The sequence below is a fragment of the Clostridium sp. C8-1-8 genome (assembly GCF_009928445.1).
Classification (GTDB): domain Bacteria; phylum Bacillota; class Clostridia; order Clostridiales; family Clostridiaceae; genus Clostridium_AR.
Window position 1 is genome coordinate 388,865 of sequence record NZ_JAABNO010000001.1, and the last position, 19,653, is coordinate 408,517.

Consider the following 19,653-nt stretch of genomic DNA (forward strand, 5'->3'; position numbering starts at 1 on the left):
AACGGTTTGATATTAGGTGTGGATTTTTAAATACGTAACCTAAAAATAACTATTATACTTTGTTTTTCGTATATAATTCAGTAATATATAGTATTTTGCTTAATTTTTTAAGGTATAACCTGCAATTAATTCTATGCACGAATATGAAATATTATGACTATTAATAAATGGAGGAGCAATTATGAAAAAGAGGCTTAAGATGATTTTCTTAGCTATAGTTATTGTTTTTGTGGTATTTCAGACTTTTATTTTTTCTTTGCCTATTTTTACAAAACCTGTAAGGAGTGATGCTATAGTTGTATTGGGTTGTAGGCTTAGAGGTGAGACTCCTAGTGAATTTCTTACTGAAAGAACAGAAAAAGCAGCTGAACTTTATAAAAAAGGTTTTGGAAACTATATAATAGTTTCAGGAGGAAAAGGATCTGGAGAGGATATTTCTGAGGCAGAAGGAATGAAAAGGATTTTATTGAGCAAAGGTATTGAAGAGGATAAGATAATAATAGAGGATAAATCCACCAATACTTCAGAAAATATAAAATTCACATCAAAAATAATGAAAGAAAAAGATTTAAATACTGCGGTAGTAGTATCAAATGATTTTCATCTTAGACGAGCATGGCTTTTGTGTAAGAAAAATAAGTTATCAGCCACTTATAAAGGCGTATTTTCAAAAGAAAACTTTATAACTGAAATATATGGTGCAGTAAGAGAAATGCCTGCCATAATTAAGGATCTTATATTAAGCTAAAATAATTATTGGCTATTAAATTACCGTATTGAAATTAAGTGACCAGCTACTGGATGCTTTAGCAAGATCACTCATATAACATCTTATTTATAAACATTTAGTTTCAACAATATTATTAAACATAGCCTAATTATTAAATATAATAAATGGAGATTTTGTTGTGTATTTGAAGATTAATGAAGAAATAAGAAATGCAAAGGAAAAGGTTAAGGAAAAAGAACATATAGAGCAAAGAATTAAAGACTTAAAAGAACTATTAGATAGCTATGAAAAAGAACTAGTCGAGTTAAAGGCACAGCTTGCAGAAGAAGAGTTAGATGTGAAAAGACTTGAAGGAATTACTTTATCAAATCTCTTAGCATTAATTCTTCATAACAAAGAAGAAAAACTTGATAAAGAGAAAAAAGAATATATTGAGATTAAACTTAAGTTTGATCATTGTAGCCAAAAAGTATCAGATGTTCGTGAGGATTTAGACAAGTTAAGAAAAGAGCTTGATAGGGTAGGTGATGCAAATATCCAGTATAAAAAACTTATGAAAGAAAAAGAAGAAGAGTTAAAATCTATTGGAAGTGAAGCTTCTAAAGAGAAACTAAGAGGCTTAGAAGCCTTAAGATTAGATTTATGTACTAGCATAAAAGAATTAAGGGAAGCAGTGCTGGCAGGGGAGAACTTACTTGCGTGTATAGATGATGCTCAAAATAGTTTATCTAGTGCTAAAAATTGGGGAACGTTAGATTTGTTCAGTGATAGCATAATTGTATCTATGGAGAAGTATGAAAAGGTTGATGATACCCAGGTTAAGCTTAATAAGATTCCATATCTTGTAGATAAGTTCAAAAAGGAATTGGCAGACGTAACTGAATCCTTTGAGACTATTTCAAATAAGATAGAGTTTTCTCTAATTACTAAAACTGTTGATATATTCTTTGATAATATATTTACAGATATGAGTGTACTTGCTAGGATTGAGGAAAGTTACGATGAGATAAGACCTTTAGCTAGATATGTAGACGAATGTATAATAGGCTTAAAGAAGCAAAAAGAACGTCTTGAAGATGAGGTAATAAATATAGATTTTGAGATTAATCAGTTTATAGAGTTAGAGGTTTGATGGTAATATAACCACTTGGAGTTTAATACATCTATATGAGTATATTTAACTCCAGGTGGTTTTCTATTAGATAAAGATAGCAATTTGAAATGTTTAGAGAGGCTTGTTAGTAGGTTGTGCAGTAAAAAAGAAAACTTACTTAGCTATTAGATTTTTCTAATATGTATTTGGAGTGGCAGATGGGTAAAAGAAGACATCAAAGAAGGTCACTTTAGCGAATTTTTTAAAAACTTAATGTAAACGATATTGATATATTTAGGAAAGTGCAGTAAAGTAATTATATAGTTTAAACGCTTAACTGAATTTAATTAAAATATTGAGGTGAAGAATATGGCAAAGGATACCTGTAAGAGTTTAAGAAACAAAATAATTTATTCGATTTTTGTAAGGAATTATGGTAAGAATGGAACATTTAAAGATGTGGAAGAAGACCTTGCTAGAATAAAGGAATTAGGAACAGATATAGTATGGTTGCTCCCAATTCATCCTATAGGAGAAAAAAATAGAAAAGGTGTATTAGGATCACCATATGCTATCAAGGATTATAGAGGAATAAACTCTGAGTATGGAACTATAGAAGATTTTAAAAGTCTTGTAGATAAGATACATGAATTTGGAATGCTATGTATGATAGACGTAGTTTATAATCATACTTCACCAGACTCGTGGCTGGTAGATAATCATCCAGAGTATTTCTATAGAAAACCAGATGGGAACATGGGGAATAAAGTTGGTGACTGGACCGATATAGTAGACTTGGATTATAACAATAAGGATTTATGGGAATATCAAATAGAAACCTTAAAGTATTGGGCATCTATTGGGGTAGATGGATTTAGATGTGATGTGGCTCCTTTAGTTCCATTAGATTTCTGGTTGCTTGCAAGGCAATCGGTTGCACAAGTAAATCCTGATCATATATGGCTTTCAGAAACTGTTCATCCTCACTTCTTACTTGAAATGAGAAAACATGGATTTGTAGGGCTTTCAGATAGTGAAATATACCAAGCTTTTGATATAACTTATGATTATGATGTGAATGTTGAGTATACTGGATATTTTGATAAAAAAAATAGTTTGAAAGATTATATAAATAAAGTAAAAATGCAAGATGGAATGTATCCAGACAATTACGTTAAACTTAGATTTTTAGAAAATCATGATCAACCTAGAGCTAAGAAGTTTATACCAGATGAAGAGGCGTTAAGAATCTGGACAGGATTTTTATATTTCCAAAAAGGAGCAACTTTAATTTATGCTGGCCAAGAAGCTCAAGATTCAAACTGTCCTAGTTTATTTGACAGTGATAAAGTGAATTGGGACAACTTGAAGGAAGATTATGTATCCCTATTAAAAAGATTAGCACAAATAAAGAGAAGGGATATTGTTGCTAGTGGATTCTATACAGTTGATTGTGTAGAGAATAATGTTATAATTGCCTCTTACGAAAAAGATAATAATAGATTGTTAGGAATTTTCAATGTAAGTAAAGCTGAAGGCAATATGCATATTTCTTTAGCAGATGGAGTTTATAAGAATATTATAGATGATAGCGATATTCATATATTAGAAGGTAAGGTAAAGTTAGTTAATAAGCCTATTATAATAGATTTAAATTAAGGTATATTGGTATTATAAAACTTGTATTCTAAAATGTTGATTGTAATTTGTAAAGATGCATCACTTCGAATTGAAGTGATGCATCTTTACTGATTTTACTAAAGATATTTTCAACATAGGAGGCATATTAAAATGCCTGCTATCAAGTGGTGTGTTTTGTAAAACTGCTTTACAATTATTCTTCTAAAAATAATTCTCCAACCTTAACTACATCTCCAGCCCCAACAGTAATTAGAAGATCTCCATCAGATGCTTTACCTTTTACATATTTAACTGCTTCCTCATGTGAGTGAACATTTATACAGTGTATACCTTTTGCTCTTATTGCTTCGCCTAATTCATCAGAAGTAACAAGGCCAGTATTTTTTTCTCTAGCAGCGTAAATATCCATAAGGATTAGCTCATCAGCATCATTAAAGGCTTCTGTAAAGTCGCTAAAAAGACTTTTAGTCCTTGTATAAGTGTGAGGTTGAAAAACACAATAAACTGACTTATGAGGTATTTTTTTTGCTGTGCTTAAAGTAGCTTTTATTTCAGCAGGATGATGAGCATAATCGTCTATTACTGTAATTCCAGATTTATGTCCCTTAAGTTCAAATCTTTTGTGAGCATTTTTAAATGCTGATAGTCCATCAATTATGTCTTTTTCAGGTATTTCTAATATTATACCAATACATATTGAAGAAAGAGCATTCAAAATATTATGCTTTCCAGGTACATTCAAACTAATTGAGAACATTTTGATATTATCTTTAAACACATCAAAAGTCGCACAACCATTGACATTGAAAGTTATATTCTTAGCGATTATATTACCTTCTTCTATGCCATAACTTAGTGTGTTACATTTCGCATTATTAATTATAGACATTACTCTTTCGTCATCAGCGTATCCAACTAAGTAACCATTGCTAGGAATTATAGAAGCGAATTTTTTAAAAGTTTCTTGGATATGATTTATATCCTTATAATAATCTAAATGATCAGCATCAATATTTAGGATAATTCCTATAAATGGTGAGAACTTTAAAAATGATTCCTTATATTCACATGCCTCTGTGATAAAGTACTCACTGTTCCCTACTCTAAAATTACCATTTATAACATCAAGGTCACCACCAACAAGTATGGTTGGATCAAGCTGTGCTTTTAATGTTATATGCGAAACCATAGAAGTACATGTTGTTTTACCATGGGTACCTGCGACAGCAACCCCATATTTGTGTCCAAGCATTATTTTTCCTAAAAATTCAGCTCTATCCATTAAGAGAATGTTTTTTCTCTGTGCTTCTAACAGTTCAGGGTTGTCAGAAGGTATAGCTGCTGTATAAACTACTAAATCTACATCTTTTAGATTACTACTATCATGTCCTATGTAAATTTCTGCACCTTCATTTTTTAGTCTGCTTGTTATTTCTGATTCCTTTGCATCAGAACCGGATACTTTATAGCCTTCTCTTAAGAGAACAGCAGCAAGACCACTCATACTTATTCCACCGATACCTATAAAATGTACTTTCTTATTTTTATCTTTTATAAAATTAAATGACAAGATATCAACTCCTTTATAAATTACCATTTATAATTATATACACTTTTTAAAAAATGCACACTCAATAAAACATAATTCATAATTATTTTATGAAAAAAAGTAAATTTTGCTACTTATTTCTTATATAAATTATTTTGTTGTTAATATATATGTAATACTGTATTATTTGTTATAAAGACAAGGCAATATTTGAGTATAAGCTCAATAAAGATGTTATAAAAGGGGAGTTAGAGATAGGGTTATGGAGGATAAATACATATATTTGATCTTTTCAAAGACAGGAACATGGCTTTCGAGAATAATATATTTAATTACAAAAAATAAATATGCACATTCTTCTCTAAGTATGGATGGTTCCTTAACTAAGATGTATTCTTTTGGGAGAACAAATCCCAAAAACCCTTTTTCAGGTGGATTTGTAGAAGAAAATATTTATGAAGGTGTATATAAAATATTTAGAAATAGTGAATGTATAGTATATAAAATGAAAATTTCTGAAGAACAATATAAATTAGTTAAAGAAGAAGTAGACAAGTTTGTAAATAGGAAATATGAGTTAAGATATAATTTTGTTGGACTGTTTGGTGTGCTTTTTAATAAACCAGTAAAGAGAAAAAATCATTATTTTTGTACCCAGTTCGTTTCTCAAATTCTTGTCAACGGGAACATATATGACTTTAAAAAGGAAGTGGAGCTTATTAAAGTTGATGACTTGACAGATATCCCAGATAAAGAACTGATTTATAAAGGCAATATATACGATTACTGCAATAGGATAACAATTTAAAGGTAATGAATTTAGGAATAAAAAGTTTTTCACTGTAAAAGATAATTACGAAAGGAGAGGATGAATGATGTCAAATAAAATAAGAAATAATGTAACTGATGATGGAAAGAGAAGACAAAAGCTTCATAAAGATAAGGATAATAAGGGGAATGCAAAGAATATCCCTCAATACCAGAATCTCAACGGAGAACCTATAAGATAAAATAAAGGACTCAACTATATTTCAGAAATAATAGTTGAGTCCTTTACATCTATATTAAGTCTACTATTCTAAGAGTAGATTCATTAATCAAGTTGACTAAATTACCTTCTAGTGATAGCAAAGGACGTGTAATGGAATTTGAATCTATTTTTACTACCTTCCCTATTTTTCCATTGTTGAGAACTACTAGTTCTCCTATATAGTAGTTTAATATATTATCTATAAATATAGTTCCTATTATAGGATCAAGTTTCCCGAATATTTCACACTTTATTTCTTCCAACACATCAAGAGCGCATAGTTTATTTTTATATACCCTATTAGAGGTCATGGCATCAAATATATCTGCGATTGCTATTATCTTTGCAAACTTAGGGATTTGGGGGCCTTTTATTTTAAGTGGATAGCCTGTACCATCTTCTCTTTCGTGATGGAATAGTATTCCAAATAGGATCGATTGATCTATGTAAGGAACCTTTTTAGCAATATCATATCCTAAAGTTGAATGAGTTCTACAAAGATTAATTTCATCTTCAGTAAGCTTCGATTTTTTATTTAGAATTCTAGGATTTATCTTAATCTTTCCTATGTCGTGTAGCAATGCCGCATATGTCAAAAATATAAGTTCTTTTTTTGGGAGCTGAAGCCACCTGCCAATTAGTGAGCTAATTGTTGCTACATTGACGCAATGTCGTGTGAGGTATTTATCTTCATTTCTTTCATCAATTATATTTCTTATCACTAATCCTGTTTCGGTTAGTTGTTCCATTATGCTGTCAGAAATACATCTTACTTCAGACATATTAAACTTATCTGTATTTTTTATGGAATCAAAGATGTTTTCCGCAATCTCGGACATTTTATCAAACGATTTTTCAATGTTGCTAATTTTAATAGAATTTCTATTCTCAAATAATAGTGCATTATTTGGGTTTGTTTCTGAATAAATTACTATGTCTGAAAGGGGAAAATTAAGCTTTATTTTTTCAGCTATATTTTCAGTTATTTCAGTGCCTTTAGTTAACAATGTCAAGTTATTAATAGTAAAATCTTTAGCTACTATCATTCCACTTTTTAGTTCATGAGATGGAATTTGCTGAAAAATATTCATGTTTTTACCTTCCTTTGGAAATTATCGCTTCAAGCTTACAATTTAGTAATGTATTTAATAGTAGTGTCTTATAATTAGGATTTGCTTAATTCTCACCATTTTTTACTGGTAGGTAGTTATAATGGTGCCTATAAATCTAAACTACCTACATTTTACTATATTATATATTATATATTATATTAGAATTTAATAGAAAGATTAATAGTATATGTATTAATTTCAAAAAAACGAACTATTAATAGTACATCTAATAGCTAAAAATTACAATAAAATTAACTATATGGTTGTAAAACTATAATAAAGTGGTTAAAAAGATTGATTATGGATATAATATTGAATACAATATGAATAATAGATTATATTTTTATATGTATAATTCGTAAAGTTTATGATGTAGGTGATATAGTGGAAAAGATAAGTAGAAATGGTAGAATTGCGGCTATAACTAAATATTTAATAGAAAATCCTAATAAAGTAATCGGTTTAAATACTTTTTCAGAGTTATTAAATGCGGCTAAGTCGACTATAAGTGAAGATATTGTTATAGTAAGAGAATTGTTAGAAAAGATGGATATGGGAAGAATTGAAACAATATCTGGTGCAGCTGGAGGCATAAAGTATATAGCAGAAATAGGAGAAGCTGCTAAGAAAGACTTTGCTAATAAATTATGTGAAATGTTAAAAGATACTAACAGAGTAGTTCCTGGTAATTTTATTTATATGACTGATGTTATGTACAATCCTCAGATTATAAGTACAGCTGGACTGATTTTGTCTTCATTTTTCAATAAAGATGAGGTTGATTATGTTGTTACGGTAGAGACTAAAGGAATACCTTTAGCTTATGAGGTAGCAAGATATCTTGGAGTACAGCTTGTTATTGCTAGAAGGGATAGTAAAGTTACCGAAGGTCCGACTGTAACTATAAATTATGTTTCTGGTTCATCAGGAAGACTTCAGCAAATGTCATTATCAAAAAGATCACTAAGAAATGGGAGTAAGTGTATATTTATAGATGATTTTATGAAGGGTGGAGGAACTGCTAAAGGTATTACAGACCTTTTGAAGGAATTTGATAGCAATCTTATCGGCATAGGTGTATTAGTTGACAACGTAGGGGCTAATAAGAAGCTCATTAACAATTATGTTGCAATAGCTGAGCTAAAGGGTGTAGAGGAAAGTGGAGATGTAATAATGAACCCGTCAGCATTATTTCAATAACAGTTAATAATATTAATATGCTTTTAGATATTATATAAAATATATAATTTAAAGGATAATAAAAAATTTTCAAAAAATTTAATTAAAAAAAGAGGAATTCAGTAATTTTTAGAGAATTTATAAATCAATAAAGCAACTGGAGGTGTAGTGAAGTGCAAATCACAGACGTTAGAATCAGAAAGATAGCTGCTGAGGGAAAAATGAAGGCAATAGTTTCTGTAACTTTTGATAATGAATTCGTAGTTCATGATATTAAGGTTATAGAAGGTCAAAATGGTCTATTTATTGCTATGCCAAGCAGAAAGACTCCAGATGGAGAATTTAAAGACATAGCCCATCCAATAAATACTGATACTAGAGAAAAAATTCAAGAAGCTATTTTAACTGAATATGAAAAGGCATTAGAATCAGATACTGAAGATGCTGAGTAATATGGATAAAGGGAAGTTACTACTTCCTTTTATTTCTGTTTATGAAAGTATAAATTTTCTTCTAGTTAAATCTAGTGATGTCAAGAACTTAGAATAGCTATTTAGGTTAAACAGCAAAAAATAAATCATATTCGCCTGCCAGATTTTCCTCATATACATTCGGAAAGGCAGATGCGCAAAGAAAAGTTACTGAAGAAGGTCGCTTCAGTAACTTTTTACTGTATAGGAAATTATAAAAAAATTCTAGTTAAACCTAGTGATCTCAAGAACTTAGAACAGCTATTTAGGGTAAACAGTAAAAAATAAATCATATTCGCCTGCCAGATTTTCCTCATGTACATTCGGAAAGGCAAATGCGCAAAACAAAAAAGTTACTGAAGAAGGTCGCTTCAGCAACTTTTTTGTTTTGCGGTTATATGTTAATTCATTTTTCACAAAAAGTTGAAATGCAGGGGCATTTAAAATATAATATAATAGGCGTTAAGCTTGAGATATTAAATTAATAATATATACTATTAGATTTATATAACTCATAAAGAGGTGATTTGATGTATAAATGTGCTATAATATTAGCAGCTGGACAAGGGAAAAGGATAAAGTCAACCTTACCCAAGGTATTGCATAAGGTTGTAGGCAAAGAGATGGTTAACCATGTTATTGATACCATTAGAAATGCAGAAATTGATGACATAAACGTCGTAATAGGAAAAGGTGCTGAATTAGTAAGAGAGAAAACTGCAGATAGGAATGTATCCTATTCACTACAAGAAGAGCAGTTAGGCACTGGGCATGCGGTTAAGTGCTCAAAAGAATTTTTGAATGATAAAGAAGGGGTTGTAGCAATTTTTACAGGAGATGCCCCGTTAATAACTAGCGAAACTGTGAAAAAGCTTATAGATACACACATAAATGACAAAAATTCAGCTACTCTACTAACATCACTTATAGACAATCCAACTGGATACGGAAGAATTGTAAGAAGCAATAATGATGTTGAAAAGATAGTGGAACACAAGGATTGTAGTGCTGAGGAACTAAAAATTAATGAGATAAATGCAGGAATGTATTGTTTCGATATAAAGAGTTTAGTAGATGCACTAGATAAATTATCAAATAATAATGCTCAAGGTGAGTATTACTTGACAGATGTGATTGGTATATTTAAAGATGAAGATAAAAAAATTGGAGCTGTTATAACTGAATTTGAGCAAACTATAGGTGTAAATTCTAGAGTAGAACTAGCTACAGTAGAAAAGATACTTAGAGATAAGATAAATAGATATCATATGGATAACGGAGTTACAATAATAGATCCAAACGGTACTTATATAGGAATTGATGTAGTTATAGGCCAGGATACTATTATTTATCCAGGAAATTATTTAGAAGGTCATACTATCATAGGGGAAAACTGTGTTCTATATCCAAACTCAAGGATTAACAATAGTACAATAGGTAATGACGTAGAGATACAATCTTCTGTAATAATAGATAGTATAGTTGGTAATGAAACTACAGTAGGTCCTTTTGCATATATTAGACCTGAAAGCAAGATTGGAAATAACGTAAGAATAGGTGATTTTGTAGAGATTAAAAAGTCAACTATAGATGATAATACAAAGGTTTCTCATTTGACATATATAGGAGACGCAGAGGTAGGCAAAAACTGTAATTTTGGATGCGGAACTGTTGTAGTAAATTATGATGGAAAAGATAAGCATAAAACTATCATTGGGGATAACGCCTTTATAGGATGTAATACTAATTTGGTGTCTCCGGTGGAAGTTAAAGATAATACTTATATAGCTGCTGGCTCCACAATAACTAAAGAAGTTCCGGAAGGAAGTCTTGCAATAGCTAGAGCTAAGCAAACCAATATAGCTGGATGGGTAGATAAGAAAGGACTAAAAAAATAGTTTTTACTGCTACCCTAAATTTTAAGGAGGTCTTCACAATATGATAACTCATGGAAAGAACATTAAAATATTCACTGGAAACTCACATCCACAATTGGCTCACGAAATAGCAAGTATCTTAGGCTTGCCTGTAGGTATTGCTAAAGTAGGTACATTTAGTGATGGAGAAATTTCAGTAGATATTGGAGAAACTGTTAGAGGTGCTGATGTATTTTTAGTTCAATCAACAAGTGCCCCAGTTAATAATAACCTTATGGAACTTCTTATAATGATTGATGCATTTAAGAGAGCTTCTGCAGGTAGAATAACTGCTGTTATTCCTTATTACGGATATGCTAGACAGGATAGAAAAGCAAAATCAAGAGATCCTATAACAGCAAAGTTAGTAGCGGACTTGCTTACTGCTGCTGGGGCAGAGAGAGTCTTGACTATGGATTTACATGCAGCACAAATTCAAGGTTACTTTAATATTCCAGTTGATCACTTAATGGGAGCTCCAATACTTTCTAAGTACTTTATCGAAAAGGGACTAGGTGATAGAGATGATGTAGTTGTAGTATCACCAGATTTAGGTAGTGTAACTAGAGCGAGAAAATTTGCAGATAGATTACACGCACCTATAGCAATAATAGATAAGAGAAGACCTAAGGCTAATGTTTCTGAAATAATGAACATAATAGGAGAAGTTGAAGGAAAAGTATGTATACTTATAGATGATATGATTGATACTGCTGGAACAATAGCAAATGCAGCCAATGCACTTAAAGATCTAGGAGCAACTAATGTTTATGCTTGTTGTACTCACGGGGTTCTTTCAGGTCCTGCATTTGAGAGGATTAATAATTCAGCTATAGAGGAACTAGTTATGTTAAATACCATAGCGCTTCCTGAAAGAGAAGATCTACATAAGTTTAAATCATTGTCAGTAGCTCCGCTTATTGCAGAAGCTATAAATAGAATATATGATGATAAACCACTAAGTAAGTTATTTGAAGGCTAAAATAAACTTATACATAATAAATTAATATACATTTATATTGATAGTACAGATGTGCCATTTCATGATGAAAGTTGTATTTTTAAGATTAGCTCATAAAAGCTATAAAAGTTTTGAAAATATTTTTCGGATTGACTTGGTACATCTTTATTTTTTTACCAAAAACAAGTTTAATAAACGCGATTGAGGTGAATAATTTGTAACTTTTTTGAAAAGGTATATAAAATAATAGTCTAAGTATGTTAAATTTAATATATAAAGAAATGAGGAGTGTTATTTATGGATGGATTGCTAGGAAAGATACTCATTGTTGATGATGATGAAAATATATGCGAAGTAATAAAAATGTATTTACAGAGTGCTAATTATGATACGAAGGTTGCTAACAACGGTAGAATTGCTGAAGAAATCTTTTTAGATTACAAACCGGATTTAGTACTTTTAGACATGATGCTACCACATATAGATGGTATAGACGTTTTAAAGTGGATAAGAAAAGAACATGAGACTCCAGTTGTAATGCTTACTGCAAAAGGTGAAACTTTTGATAAAGTACTTGCACTTGAGCTAGGTGCAGATGATTACATTGTAAAACCATTTGAGCCAAAGGAAATGATTGCTAGAGTAAAGGCAGTATTGAGAAGGTATAATGTTGATTCAAGTAATAAAGAAACCTTATATTTCTCTGAACTAGTAGTAGATGCCAACTCGTATAATGTTGTTTATAAGAATAATGAAATAAAAATGCCTCCTAAAGAGTTTGAATTATTATATTATCTTGCATCTAATAAAAATAGGGTTTTTACAAGAGAACAATTACTTTGCGAGGTATGGGGGTATGACTATCCTGGAGATTCAAGAACAGTTGATGTTCATGTCAAAAGACTGAGAGAAAAACTACATGGAGGTTCTAACTGGCAGCTTGAAACCGTATGGGGAGTAGGATATAAGTTTGAGGTGAAGTAGATGAAAAAAAATAGCTTAGTTTCTAAGCTTTTAATGACTTTCACTCTAATAATAGCTACCTGTCTGGTTGTTATAGCTATAGTATTATCTGTTTGGTTTGAAAACTATCACTTTAATCAGAGAAAGCAACAATTAGATCTTCAAGCTGCTTTGATTTCAAAGGAAAGAATAAATGTATATAATGGAAATAGCCAGCTAGAGGATCTAAGCTCTGTAGCAAACTATGTAAGTTTATCCATAGGGGCAGATATAGTAGTTACTGACTACAGAGGAGTAGCTATTTCTTCTAGTGAATCAAAACAGAGTCTTCTTAGAACTCAGATTATAGATAGTAAGAATATAGAAGATTTGAAGTCAGGAAAGTCTATTGAGGATAGGAATGGGAAAAACAGAGCTTTCGGGGATTCTCAATATGTATATTATAAACCTATAATGTATGGTGATACTTTTATTGGTTCTATTGTTATGACTACGCCCTTAGAGCAGATAAAAGGTCAGCTTAAACAAGTTTATACAATAATATGGGTTTCAATACTAGTTGCTCTAGTGATATCAAGTATAATAATATACTATGTTTGTGATAGATTGCTTATAATTCCCCTTGCTAAGATAAATACCGCTGCCAAGAGGTTAGCTAAAGGTGATATAGAAAATAGGGTATACATACGTTCTAAGGATGAGATAGGAGAATTGGCAGATTCTTTTAATACAATGGCAGAATCCTTAGAAGAAGTAGAAAAGAACAGAAGGGAATTTATATCAAATGTTTCACATGAACTTAGATCGCCAATAACCTCAATCAAAGGATTTATAGCTGGTATACTAGATGGAATTATTCCACTTGAGAAAGAAAAATATTATTTAGGTGTAGTCTATGAAGAAATTCAGAGACTTACTAGACTGATAAACGATCTTCTTGACTTATCAGCAATGGAGGCTGGTAAGCTTAAGCTAAATGTTAGTGAGATAAATATTAATGAGATTATTAGACACTGTACTATAAGTTTGGAGCAGAAGATAAAAGAAAAGAGACTAAAGGTAGATGTGGTGTTGGAAGGTCAGAATTTGTATGTAGCAGGAGATAGAGATAGATTAATCCAGGTAGTAAATAATCTTATCGATAATGCAATTAAATACTGCAATGAAAATGGAAATGTAAAGATATCTACTAGATCAAAAGGAAACAAAGCCTTAATTAGTGTGTACAATGATGGAGCAACATTAACAGAGAAAGAAAAAACTTATATTTGGGATAGGTTTTATAAATCAGATAAATCCAGAACCAATAAAGTAAGTACTGGTTTAGGGTTACCTATAGTAAGACATATACTTTCGTTGCATGGTGAAGACATTTGGGTAGAAAATAAAACTGGAGATAAAGGCGTCATTTTCACATTTTCTCTTAAAAAAGTGTAATATTGTATGGTTTTAATACCGTAGGAGGTGCTACATGGAGAAGGAGGATAAAACTATACGCGTTGATAAGAAAGCACTAAAAAAGGATAACACTGATAGTTTAGAAGGAATGATAAGATTTAAAGAGAATAAAAGAAGAAGTACTATACGAAGATTAACAAAAGGTATAGTTATAATATTAGTAGCCTCAGTAGCTGGAGCTATATCTGGTGCTTATATTGTTCAAGTAAAGTATGGGCTAAGACTTAAGGACAATAATAGAACTATATTTCAGATAGTAGAAAATAAGGATAGTTCTATTGATTCTGACGATGGACAAATAAGTAATATAGTTTCAAAGGTCTCTCCTTCCATAGTAAGTTTAAGTAACAAAGAGGATAATTTTAATATAAACAGCACCACAAATGCAACAGGATTAATATTTAAGGAAAATGGGTACATAGTAACTAATTTTAGTTCTATAGCGGCGTACGAGAAAATATTCGTGAAGAGAGCCGGACTAGGTATTAAAGTTGAAGAAGCAAAAGTTATAGGTTATGATGCTGGTAGCGATCTTGTTGTTTTAAAGATAGATGCAGATAAATTGCCCTGTGTAAAGATATCCGATTCTTCAGATATCAGAGAAGGTAATAAGGTAATAGCCTTAGGCAATTCTATAGGAGATGATTATATAGGTATTGTAACTACTGGTATAGTTACATCTACCAATATAAGGGTAGATGGTGCTAAAGCTCAAGGATCAGAAAAACAGTCTTTTAGAACAATTCAAACTAATGCGATAATAAATAAAGAAAATAACGGGGGAGTATTAACCAATGTATATGGGGAAGTTGTAGGGATAAATAGCGTACCTTTGACTAATAAATACTCATCTCCAGGGTTAAGTATTGCATTAAATATTGAAGATGCTAAAAAGATTATTGATTCAATAATTAGTGATTATGAGGTAAAGCTTGTAGGGTTAGGGTTTAAAGGTTGGAACTTTACTAAAAAGCAAAATAAGGACATTGAAGGTGTTTATGTACAGAGTGTAGTACCAAAGGGAAGTGCAGATCTTGCAGGGTTAAAATCTTCTGATATCATCATAGAGATGGATGGAAAGAAGATAAAAACATTAGATGAGATAGATGGTATAATTAAATCACATAATATTGGAGATACTATATCTTGTAAGGTTCTAAGAGGAAACGATACTAAAGATGTATCTATGAAGCTTTCTCAGAAGATGTGATGTGAAGCATGCTGGCTATAATTATAGCTAACGCATGCTTTGTTGCATTTTTTATTTTTAATTTGTATTATATAGATAAAGATGTATCACTTCGATTCGAAAATATAAATTTTTTTGTAAAGTGGTACATCTATATATCGTTTTGAACCGCAATCTAATCTACGGAGGTATGGGTATGTATTTAGTTGTAGGGCTTGGTAATCCAGGTCAGGAGTATGTTAATACTAGGCATAATATAGGATTTGATGCCATTAATTATATTGCAAATAAGTATAATATAGAAATAAATAGGGAAAAATTTAAAGGTGTATATGGAGAAGGATTTATAAACAATAATAAAGTTATTCTGTTGAAGCCAACTACATATATGAATTTGAGTGGAGAAAGTATAAGAGAATTAGTGAATTTTTATAAGTTGAATAATGATGAAGTAATTGTAATATATGATGACATAAGTTTAGAAGTGGGAAAGTTAAGAATAAGAGCCAAAGGTAGCGCAGGAGGACATAATGGTATAAAAAGTATAATTAGTAACTTAGCGACGGATGAGTTTCCACGAATAAAAGTAGGAGTGGGACAACCTAAACACGACTTGGTCTCTCATGTATTAGGAAAGTTTAGTAGTGAAGAAAATAAAGTGTTAGAAAAAACGTTACCAGCTGTTGTTCAAGCTGTTGAAGTTATGATAAAAGATAGTATAAATGAGGCGATGAACAAGTTTAATGGATTTAAAGCAGAATAATAATGTTTTATGGGTGGTGTTTCTATGAGATTAAATGGCCTTATGGAGCCATTGACAATTAATCCTAACTTTCAGAAGGTTAAATCAAATATAGATAAGGATAAGTACCCATTTTCTATATCTGGTGTATCTGAGTCTGGAAAAGGATATTTAATAAATGGTATTTTTGAAAATAATGATAGGTCTATAGTTGTAATTACGCATAATGATGTAGAAGCAAAAAATTTATATGAGGATTTGTCATTATATACTACGGATGTCTATTACTTTCCTTCAAAAGAAATTGTTTTCTATAACATTGATGCCGTTTCTGGAGATTTAAGGTGGGCTAGATTAAAAGTACTTAAAGAAATTTTGGATAAGAAAAAAAAGATAGTAATTGTATCCGTTGAAAGTTTCGCTACCATTTACACGCCAAAGGAATTGTATATAAGTCATACTTTTAAAATAAAAGTGGGAGATGAAATTAACTTTAAAGAATTCTCTAAGAATTTAATTGAGTGCGGATATGAAAGAATGGATATAGTTGACGGTAAGGGTCAATTTTCAGTAAGAGGAGGTATCATGGATATATATCCTCCTAATACTGCGCTTCCGTATAGAATAGAGCTATTTGGTGATGAGATTGACTCTATAAGGTTTTTTAATATTGAAAGCCAAAGAAGTATAGATAAAGTGAAAGAAGTTGAGGTTTTTCCAGCTAAAGAAATAATCCTAGATGATGATACTATACAAAAGTCTATAGTGAAAATTAATGATGAACTATCAAGTTTTATAAAATCCAGAGATAACAGCGAAAAAGATATCATTTCAAGGATATCATCGGTAATTAAATCTAACGTAGAGAATCTTAGGGAGTCATGGTCCTTTGAAACTATTGAGAGCTATTTGCCGCTTTTCTTCGATAAACCTTCTTCGTTTTTTGATTATTTTAAAGATTATATTATGATTATGGATGATGATCAAAGGTGTAATGGAAAACTTGATAGTGTAATATATGAATTTGAAGAAAACTACACCTCATTTTTGCAAAGGGGAGATATATTACCATCTCAGGCAAACTTGATATTAGGCAAAGATGCCTTAAGCGAGAAGTTTAATTCTTCTAGGATTATAACAGTAAGTCCATTTACTAAGAATAGTGAATTTATTCATACTTACGATACAGTAGCTTTTTCTCAGCTTACATTACATAACTATCAAGGAAAGATAGATATGCTAATAGATGATATTAAGGAGAAAAAGAAAAAAGGCTATAAGACAGTAATATTATCAGGAACTAGGCCAAGAGGGGAAAGACTTGTAGATACTTTAAGAGATAGGGATATTGAAAGCGTTTATAAGGATGTAGTTAATGATATACAATTTGGTGAAGTTGTAATAACCTTTGGAAATCAGCTAAAAGGTTTTGAATATACAGATATGAAAATATGTGTAATATCTGATAAGGAGGTTTTTGGAGAAGCTAAAAGGAAATCTTCAAGAAAAGCAACCAAGCAGAAGGGTGTATCTAAGATAAAAAGTTTTGCTGAACTTAAACTAGGAGACTATGTAGTTCACGCAAATCATGGTATCGGAGTATATAAAGGAATTAAACAAATAGATGTCAGTGGACATAAGCGAGATTACTTGGATATTGAGTATGCGAAAGGTGATAAACTATATGTTCCTGTAGATCAATTAGACTTAGTTCAGAAATATATTGGTACTGAAGGTAAGGCGCCGAAGATTAATAAGCTTGGATCCAGTGAATGGCAGAAAGCTAAAGCCAAGGTAAAGAAATCTATTAATGAAATAGCACAAGACTTAGTTAAGTTATATGCAACAAGATCTACATTAAAAGGCCATAAGTTTACTATAGATACTCAATGGCAGAATCAATTTGAGGAGGAGTTCCCTTATGAGGAGACTCCAGATCAATTAACTGCATTAGAAGATATAAAGAGCGATATGGAGTCCGACAAGATAATGGATAGATTGTTATGTGGAGATGTTGGATATGGAAAAACTGAAGTTGCATTAAGAGCAGCTTTTAAAGCAGTTATGGATGGCAAGCAGGTTGCTTTACTTGTTCCAACCACTATATTAGCAGATCAGCACTATAATAATATGATTAAGAGATTTTCTGATTTTCCTATAAAGATTGATATGGTATCTAGATTTAGGACTTCAAAACAGCAGAAGGAAACTTTGCAAGCAGTAAAAGAAGGAAATGTGGATATATTGGTAGGTACTCATAGACTAGTTTCTAAAGATATTCAATTTAAAGATTTGGGGCTTCTAATCGTAGACGAAGAACAGAGATTTGGAGTTGCTCAAAAAGAGAAAATAAAAAATATAAAAAGAAACGTTGATGTCCTTACTTTAAGTGCTACGCCTATACCTAGAACATTACACATGTCTCTTACTGGGGTGAGAGATATATCTGTTATTGAAACTCCCCCTGAAGAAAGATATCCTATACAAACTTATGTGGTAGAACAAAATGACCAACTAATTAGAGATGCTATTTTGAGAGAAATAAATAGAGGTGGTCAAGTTTTCTTTGTATATAATAGAGTTGAAAGTATTATGGAAATGTCTGACTATATTCAAAATCTGGTGCCTGAGTGTAAAACTACTGTTATTCATGGGCAGATGACAGAAAGACAGCTAGAGAATGAAATGATATCATTTATGAATAATGAGTCTAATGTGCTTATTTGTACTACAATAATTGAGACAGGTATAGATATACCTAATGTAAATACAATCATAGTATATGATTCTGATAAAATGGGATTATCTCAGCTCTATCAATTAAGAGGAAGAGTAGGTAGAAGTAATAGGATAGCATATGCGTATTTTGTATATAAAAAGGATAAAATATTGACTGAAGTAGCTGAAAAAAGGTTGAGAGCGCTTAAGGATTTTACTGAACTAGGATCTGGTTTTAAAATAGCCATGAGAGATCTTGAAATAAGAGGTGCCGGTAATATGATGGGATCAGCTCAACACGGTCATATGGCTTCAGTTGGGTATGATTTGTATTGTAGGATGTTGGAAGATACAATTAAAATTATAAAGGGTGAGATAGAGCAGGAACCTGTAGAAACTTCAATTGATATAAAGGTAGATGCTTTTATTGACTCTAGATATATTGAGGATGAGTTGCAGAAGATAGAAGTCTATAAAAAGATAGCAGCTATAGAAAGCATAGAAGATTATATGGATGTTAAAGAAGAGCTTGAGGATAGATTCTCAGAGATACCGGAACCGGTTTATAATCTAATGGATATAGCTTATATTAAGAGTAAGGCTAGAAACTTAGGCATAGAAGATGTTAAAGAGAAGCAGGGAGAAGTATTGTTCCAATTCCAGAGTAGAGATAGAGTTAAAAAGGATATATTTAAGCAATTGTTGGAACAATATAAAAATAATATAATAATTAGAATGGGAGATAAACCATCCTTTGGGTATAAGTTGAAGGATACCAAAAGAGAGGATATACTTCCTACGCTTAAAAATATGTTAGATAACCTAAATAAACAAATTAGTAAATAGGCTTTATCCTTATATAACCAAGTTAAATAAAGAAACTATTTATTGGTAATAAAAAA

The 19,653-nt window shown here is 31.1% G+C and carries 16 protein-coding genes; 14 read left to right on the forward strand and 2 right to left on the reverse strand.

The features are described 5' to 3' along the window. Positions 1-181 precede the first annotated feature (181 nt). The 3 genes from GXK57_RS01625 (at position 182) to GXK57_RS01635 (ending at position 3,482) form a co-directional block, all read left to right on the forward strand. Positions 182-748, forward strand: a complete 567-nt coding sequence (locus GXK57_RS01625) for a YdcF family protein (protein WP_160670450.1) — start codon at positions 182-184, stop codon at positions 746-748. 160 nt (positions 749-908) lie between these two features. Next, positions 909-1,862, forward strand: a complete 954-nt coding sequence (locus tag GXK57_RS01630) for a hypothetical protein (protein WP_160670453.1) — start codon at positions 909-911, stop codon at positions 1,860-1,862. Between the two features lie 330 nt (positions 1,863-2,192). Next, positions 2,193-3,482, forward strand: a complete 1,290-nt coding sequence (locus tag GXK57_RS01635) for an alpha-amylase family glycosyl hydrolase (protein ID WP_160670456.1) — start codon at positions 2,193-2,195, stop codon at positions 3,480-3,482. Between the two features lie 175 nt (positions 3,483-3,657). Here the strand turns inward: GXK57_RS01635 and murC are convergent, their stop codons facing one another. After that, complete coding sequence (murC, locus tag GXK57_RS01640) at positions 3,658-5,034, reverse strand: UDP-N-acetylmuramate--L-alanine ligase (RefSeq protein ID WP_160670459.1); 1,377 nt, start codon at positions 5,032-5,034, stop codon at positions 3,658-3,660. Between the two features lie 241 nt (positions 5,035-5,275). On the opposite strand from murC, the gene GXK57_RS01645 reads away from it, so the two are divergent. Continuing rightward, positions 5,276-5,821, forward strand: coding sequence for a hypothetical protein (locus GXK57_RS01645; protein WP_160670462.1), 546 nt, complete (start codon positions 5,276-5,278; stop codon positions 5,819-5,821). Between the two features lie 67 nt (positions 5,822-5,888). Beyond that, entirely contained in the window at positions 5,889-6,023 is a 135-nt protein-coding gene (locus GXK57_RS26320; protein ID WP_279285473.1) for a clostri-philic family protein, read from the forward strand. A 49-nt stretch (positions 6,024-6,072) separates the two neighbouring features. Here the strand turns inward: GXK57_RS26320 and GXK57_RS01650 are convergent, their stop codons facing one another. Then, on the reverse strand, positions 6,073-7,134 hold the full coding sequence (locus GXK57_RS01650) for an HD-GYP domain-containing protein (protein ID WP_160670464.1): 1,062 nt from the start codon (positions 7,132-7,134) through the stop codon (positions 6,073-6,075). Positions 7,135-7,539: 405 nt separating this feature from the next. Here GXK57_RS01650 and purR point away from each other — a divergent pair, with 405 nt between their 5' ends. From purR to mfd, 9 genes are all read left to right on the forward strand, one after another. Beyond that, positions 7,540-8,355, forward strand: a complete 816-nt coding sequence (purR, locus tag GXK57_RS01655) for a pur operon repressor (RefSeq protein WP_160670467.1) — start codon at positions 7,540-7,542, stop codon at positions 8,353-8,355. A 152-nt stretch (positions 8,356-8,507) separates the two neighbouring features. Then, entirely contained in the window at positions 8,508-8,786 is a 279-nt protein-coding gene (spoVG, locus tag GXK57_RS01660; protein WP_128211177.1) for a septation regulator SpoVG, read from the forward strand. A 548-nt stretch (positions 8,787-9,334) separates the two neighbouring features. Further along, positions 9,335-10,702, forward strand: coding sequence for a bifunctional UDP-N-acetylglucosamine diphosphorylase/glucosamine-1-phosphate N-acetyltransferase GlmU (glmU, locus tag GXK57_RS01665; RefSeq protein ID WP_160670470.1), 1,368 nt, complete (start codon positions 9,335-9,337; stop codon positions 10,700-10,702). Between the two features lie 40 nt (positions 10,703-10,742). Next, entirely contained in the window at positions 10,743-11,702 is a 960-nt protein-coding gene (locus tag GXK57_RS01670) for a ribose-phosphate diphosphokinase (RefSeq protein WP_128211179.1), read from the forward strand. A 276-nt stretch (positions 11,703-11,978) separates the two neighbouring features. After that, a complete protein-coding gene (locus GXK57_RS01675; protein WP_128211180.1) occupies positions 11,979-12,665 on the forward strand; it encodes a response regulator transcription factor in 687 nt (228 codons plus the stop codon). Beyond that, positions 12,666-14,081 carry a HAMP domain-containing sensor histidine kinase gene (locus GXK57_RS01680; RefSeq protein WP_160670473.1) on the forward strand — a complete coding sequence of 472 codons (1,416 nt, stop codon included), beginning with the start codon at positions 12,666-12,668 and terminating at the stop codon, positions 14,079-14,081. Between the two features lie 34 nt (positions 14,082-14,115). Then, complete coding sequence (locus GXK57_RS01685; RefSeq protein WP_160670476.1) at positions 14,116-15,312, forward strand: S1C family serine protease; 1,197 nt, start codon at positions 14,116-14,118, stop codon at positions 15,310-15,312. Between the two features lie 175 nt (positions 15,313-15,487). Next, the gene (gene pth / locus GXK57_RS01690) at positions 15,488-16,054 is read left to right on the forward strand and encodes an aminoacyl-tRNA hydrolase (RefSeq protein WP_160670479.1); all 567 of its coding nucleotides are present in this window, start codon (positions 15,488-15,490) and stop codon (positions 16,052-16,054) included. Between the two features lie 24 nt (positions 16,055-16,078). After that, positions 16,079-19,597 carry a transcription-repair coupling factor gene (gene mfd, locus GXK57_RS01695; RefSeq protein ID WP_160670482.1) on the forward strand — a complete coding sequence of 1,173 codons (3,519 nt, stop codon included), beginning with the start codon at positions 16,079-16,081 and terminating at the stop codon, positions 19,595-19,597. The last annotated feature ends 56 nt before the right edge of the window (positions 19,598-19,653 follow it).

What these genes read in the sequence shown, in the direction of transcription:
- GXK57_RS01625 (WP_160670450.1), top strand. Translation starts at nt 182, where the DNA reads ATGAAAAAGAGGCTTAAGATGATTTTCTTAGCTATAGTTATTGTTTTT.
- GXK57_RS01635 (WP_160670456.1), top strand. Translation starts at nt 2,193, where the DNA reads ATGGCAAAGGATACCTGTAAGAGTTTAAGAAACAAAATAATTTATTCG.
- GXK57_RS01645 (WP_160670462.1), top strand. Translation starts at nt 5,276, where the DNA reads ATGGAGGATAAATACATATATTTGATCTTTTCAAAGACAGGAACATGG.
- GXK57_RS26320 (WP_279285473.1), top strand. Translation starts at nt 5,889, where the DNA reads ATGTCAAATAAAATAAGAAATAATGTAACTGATGATGGAAAGAGAAGA.
- GXK57_RS01650 (WP_160670464.1), bottom strand. Translation starts at nt 7,134, where the DNA reads ATGAATATTTTTCAGCAAATTCCATCTCATGAACTAAAAAGTGGAATG.
- glmU (WP_160670470.1), top strand. Translation starts at nt 9,335, where the DNA reads ATGTATAAATGTGCTATAATATTAGCAGCTGGACAAGGGAAAAGGATA.
- GXK57_RS01670 (WP_128211179.1), top strand. Translation starts at nt 10,743, where the DNA reads ATGATAACTCATGGAAAGAACATTAAAATATTCACTGGAAACTCACAT.
- GXK57_RS01675 (WP_128211180.1), top strand. Translation starts at nt 11,979, where the DNA reads ATGGATGGATTGCTAGGAAAGATACTCATTGTTGATGATGATGAAAAT.
- GXK57_RS01680 (WP_160670473.1), top strand. Translation starts at nt 12,666, where the DNA reads ATGAAAAAAAATAGCTTAGTTTCTAAGCTTTTAATGACTTTCACTCTA.
- GXK57_RS01685 (WP_160670476.1), top strand. Translation starts at nt 14,116, where the DNA reads ATGGAGAAGGAGGATAAAACTATACGCGTTGATAAGAAAGCACTAAAA.
- pth (WP_160670479.1), top strand. Translation starts at nt 15,488, where the DNA reads ATGTATTTAGTTGTAGGGCTTGGTAATCCAGGTCAGGAGTATGTTAAT.
- mfd (WP_160670482.1), top strand. Translation starts at nt 16,079, where the DNA reads ATGAGATTAAATGGCCTTATGGAGCCATTGACAATTAATCCTAACTTT.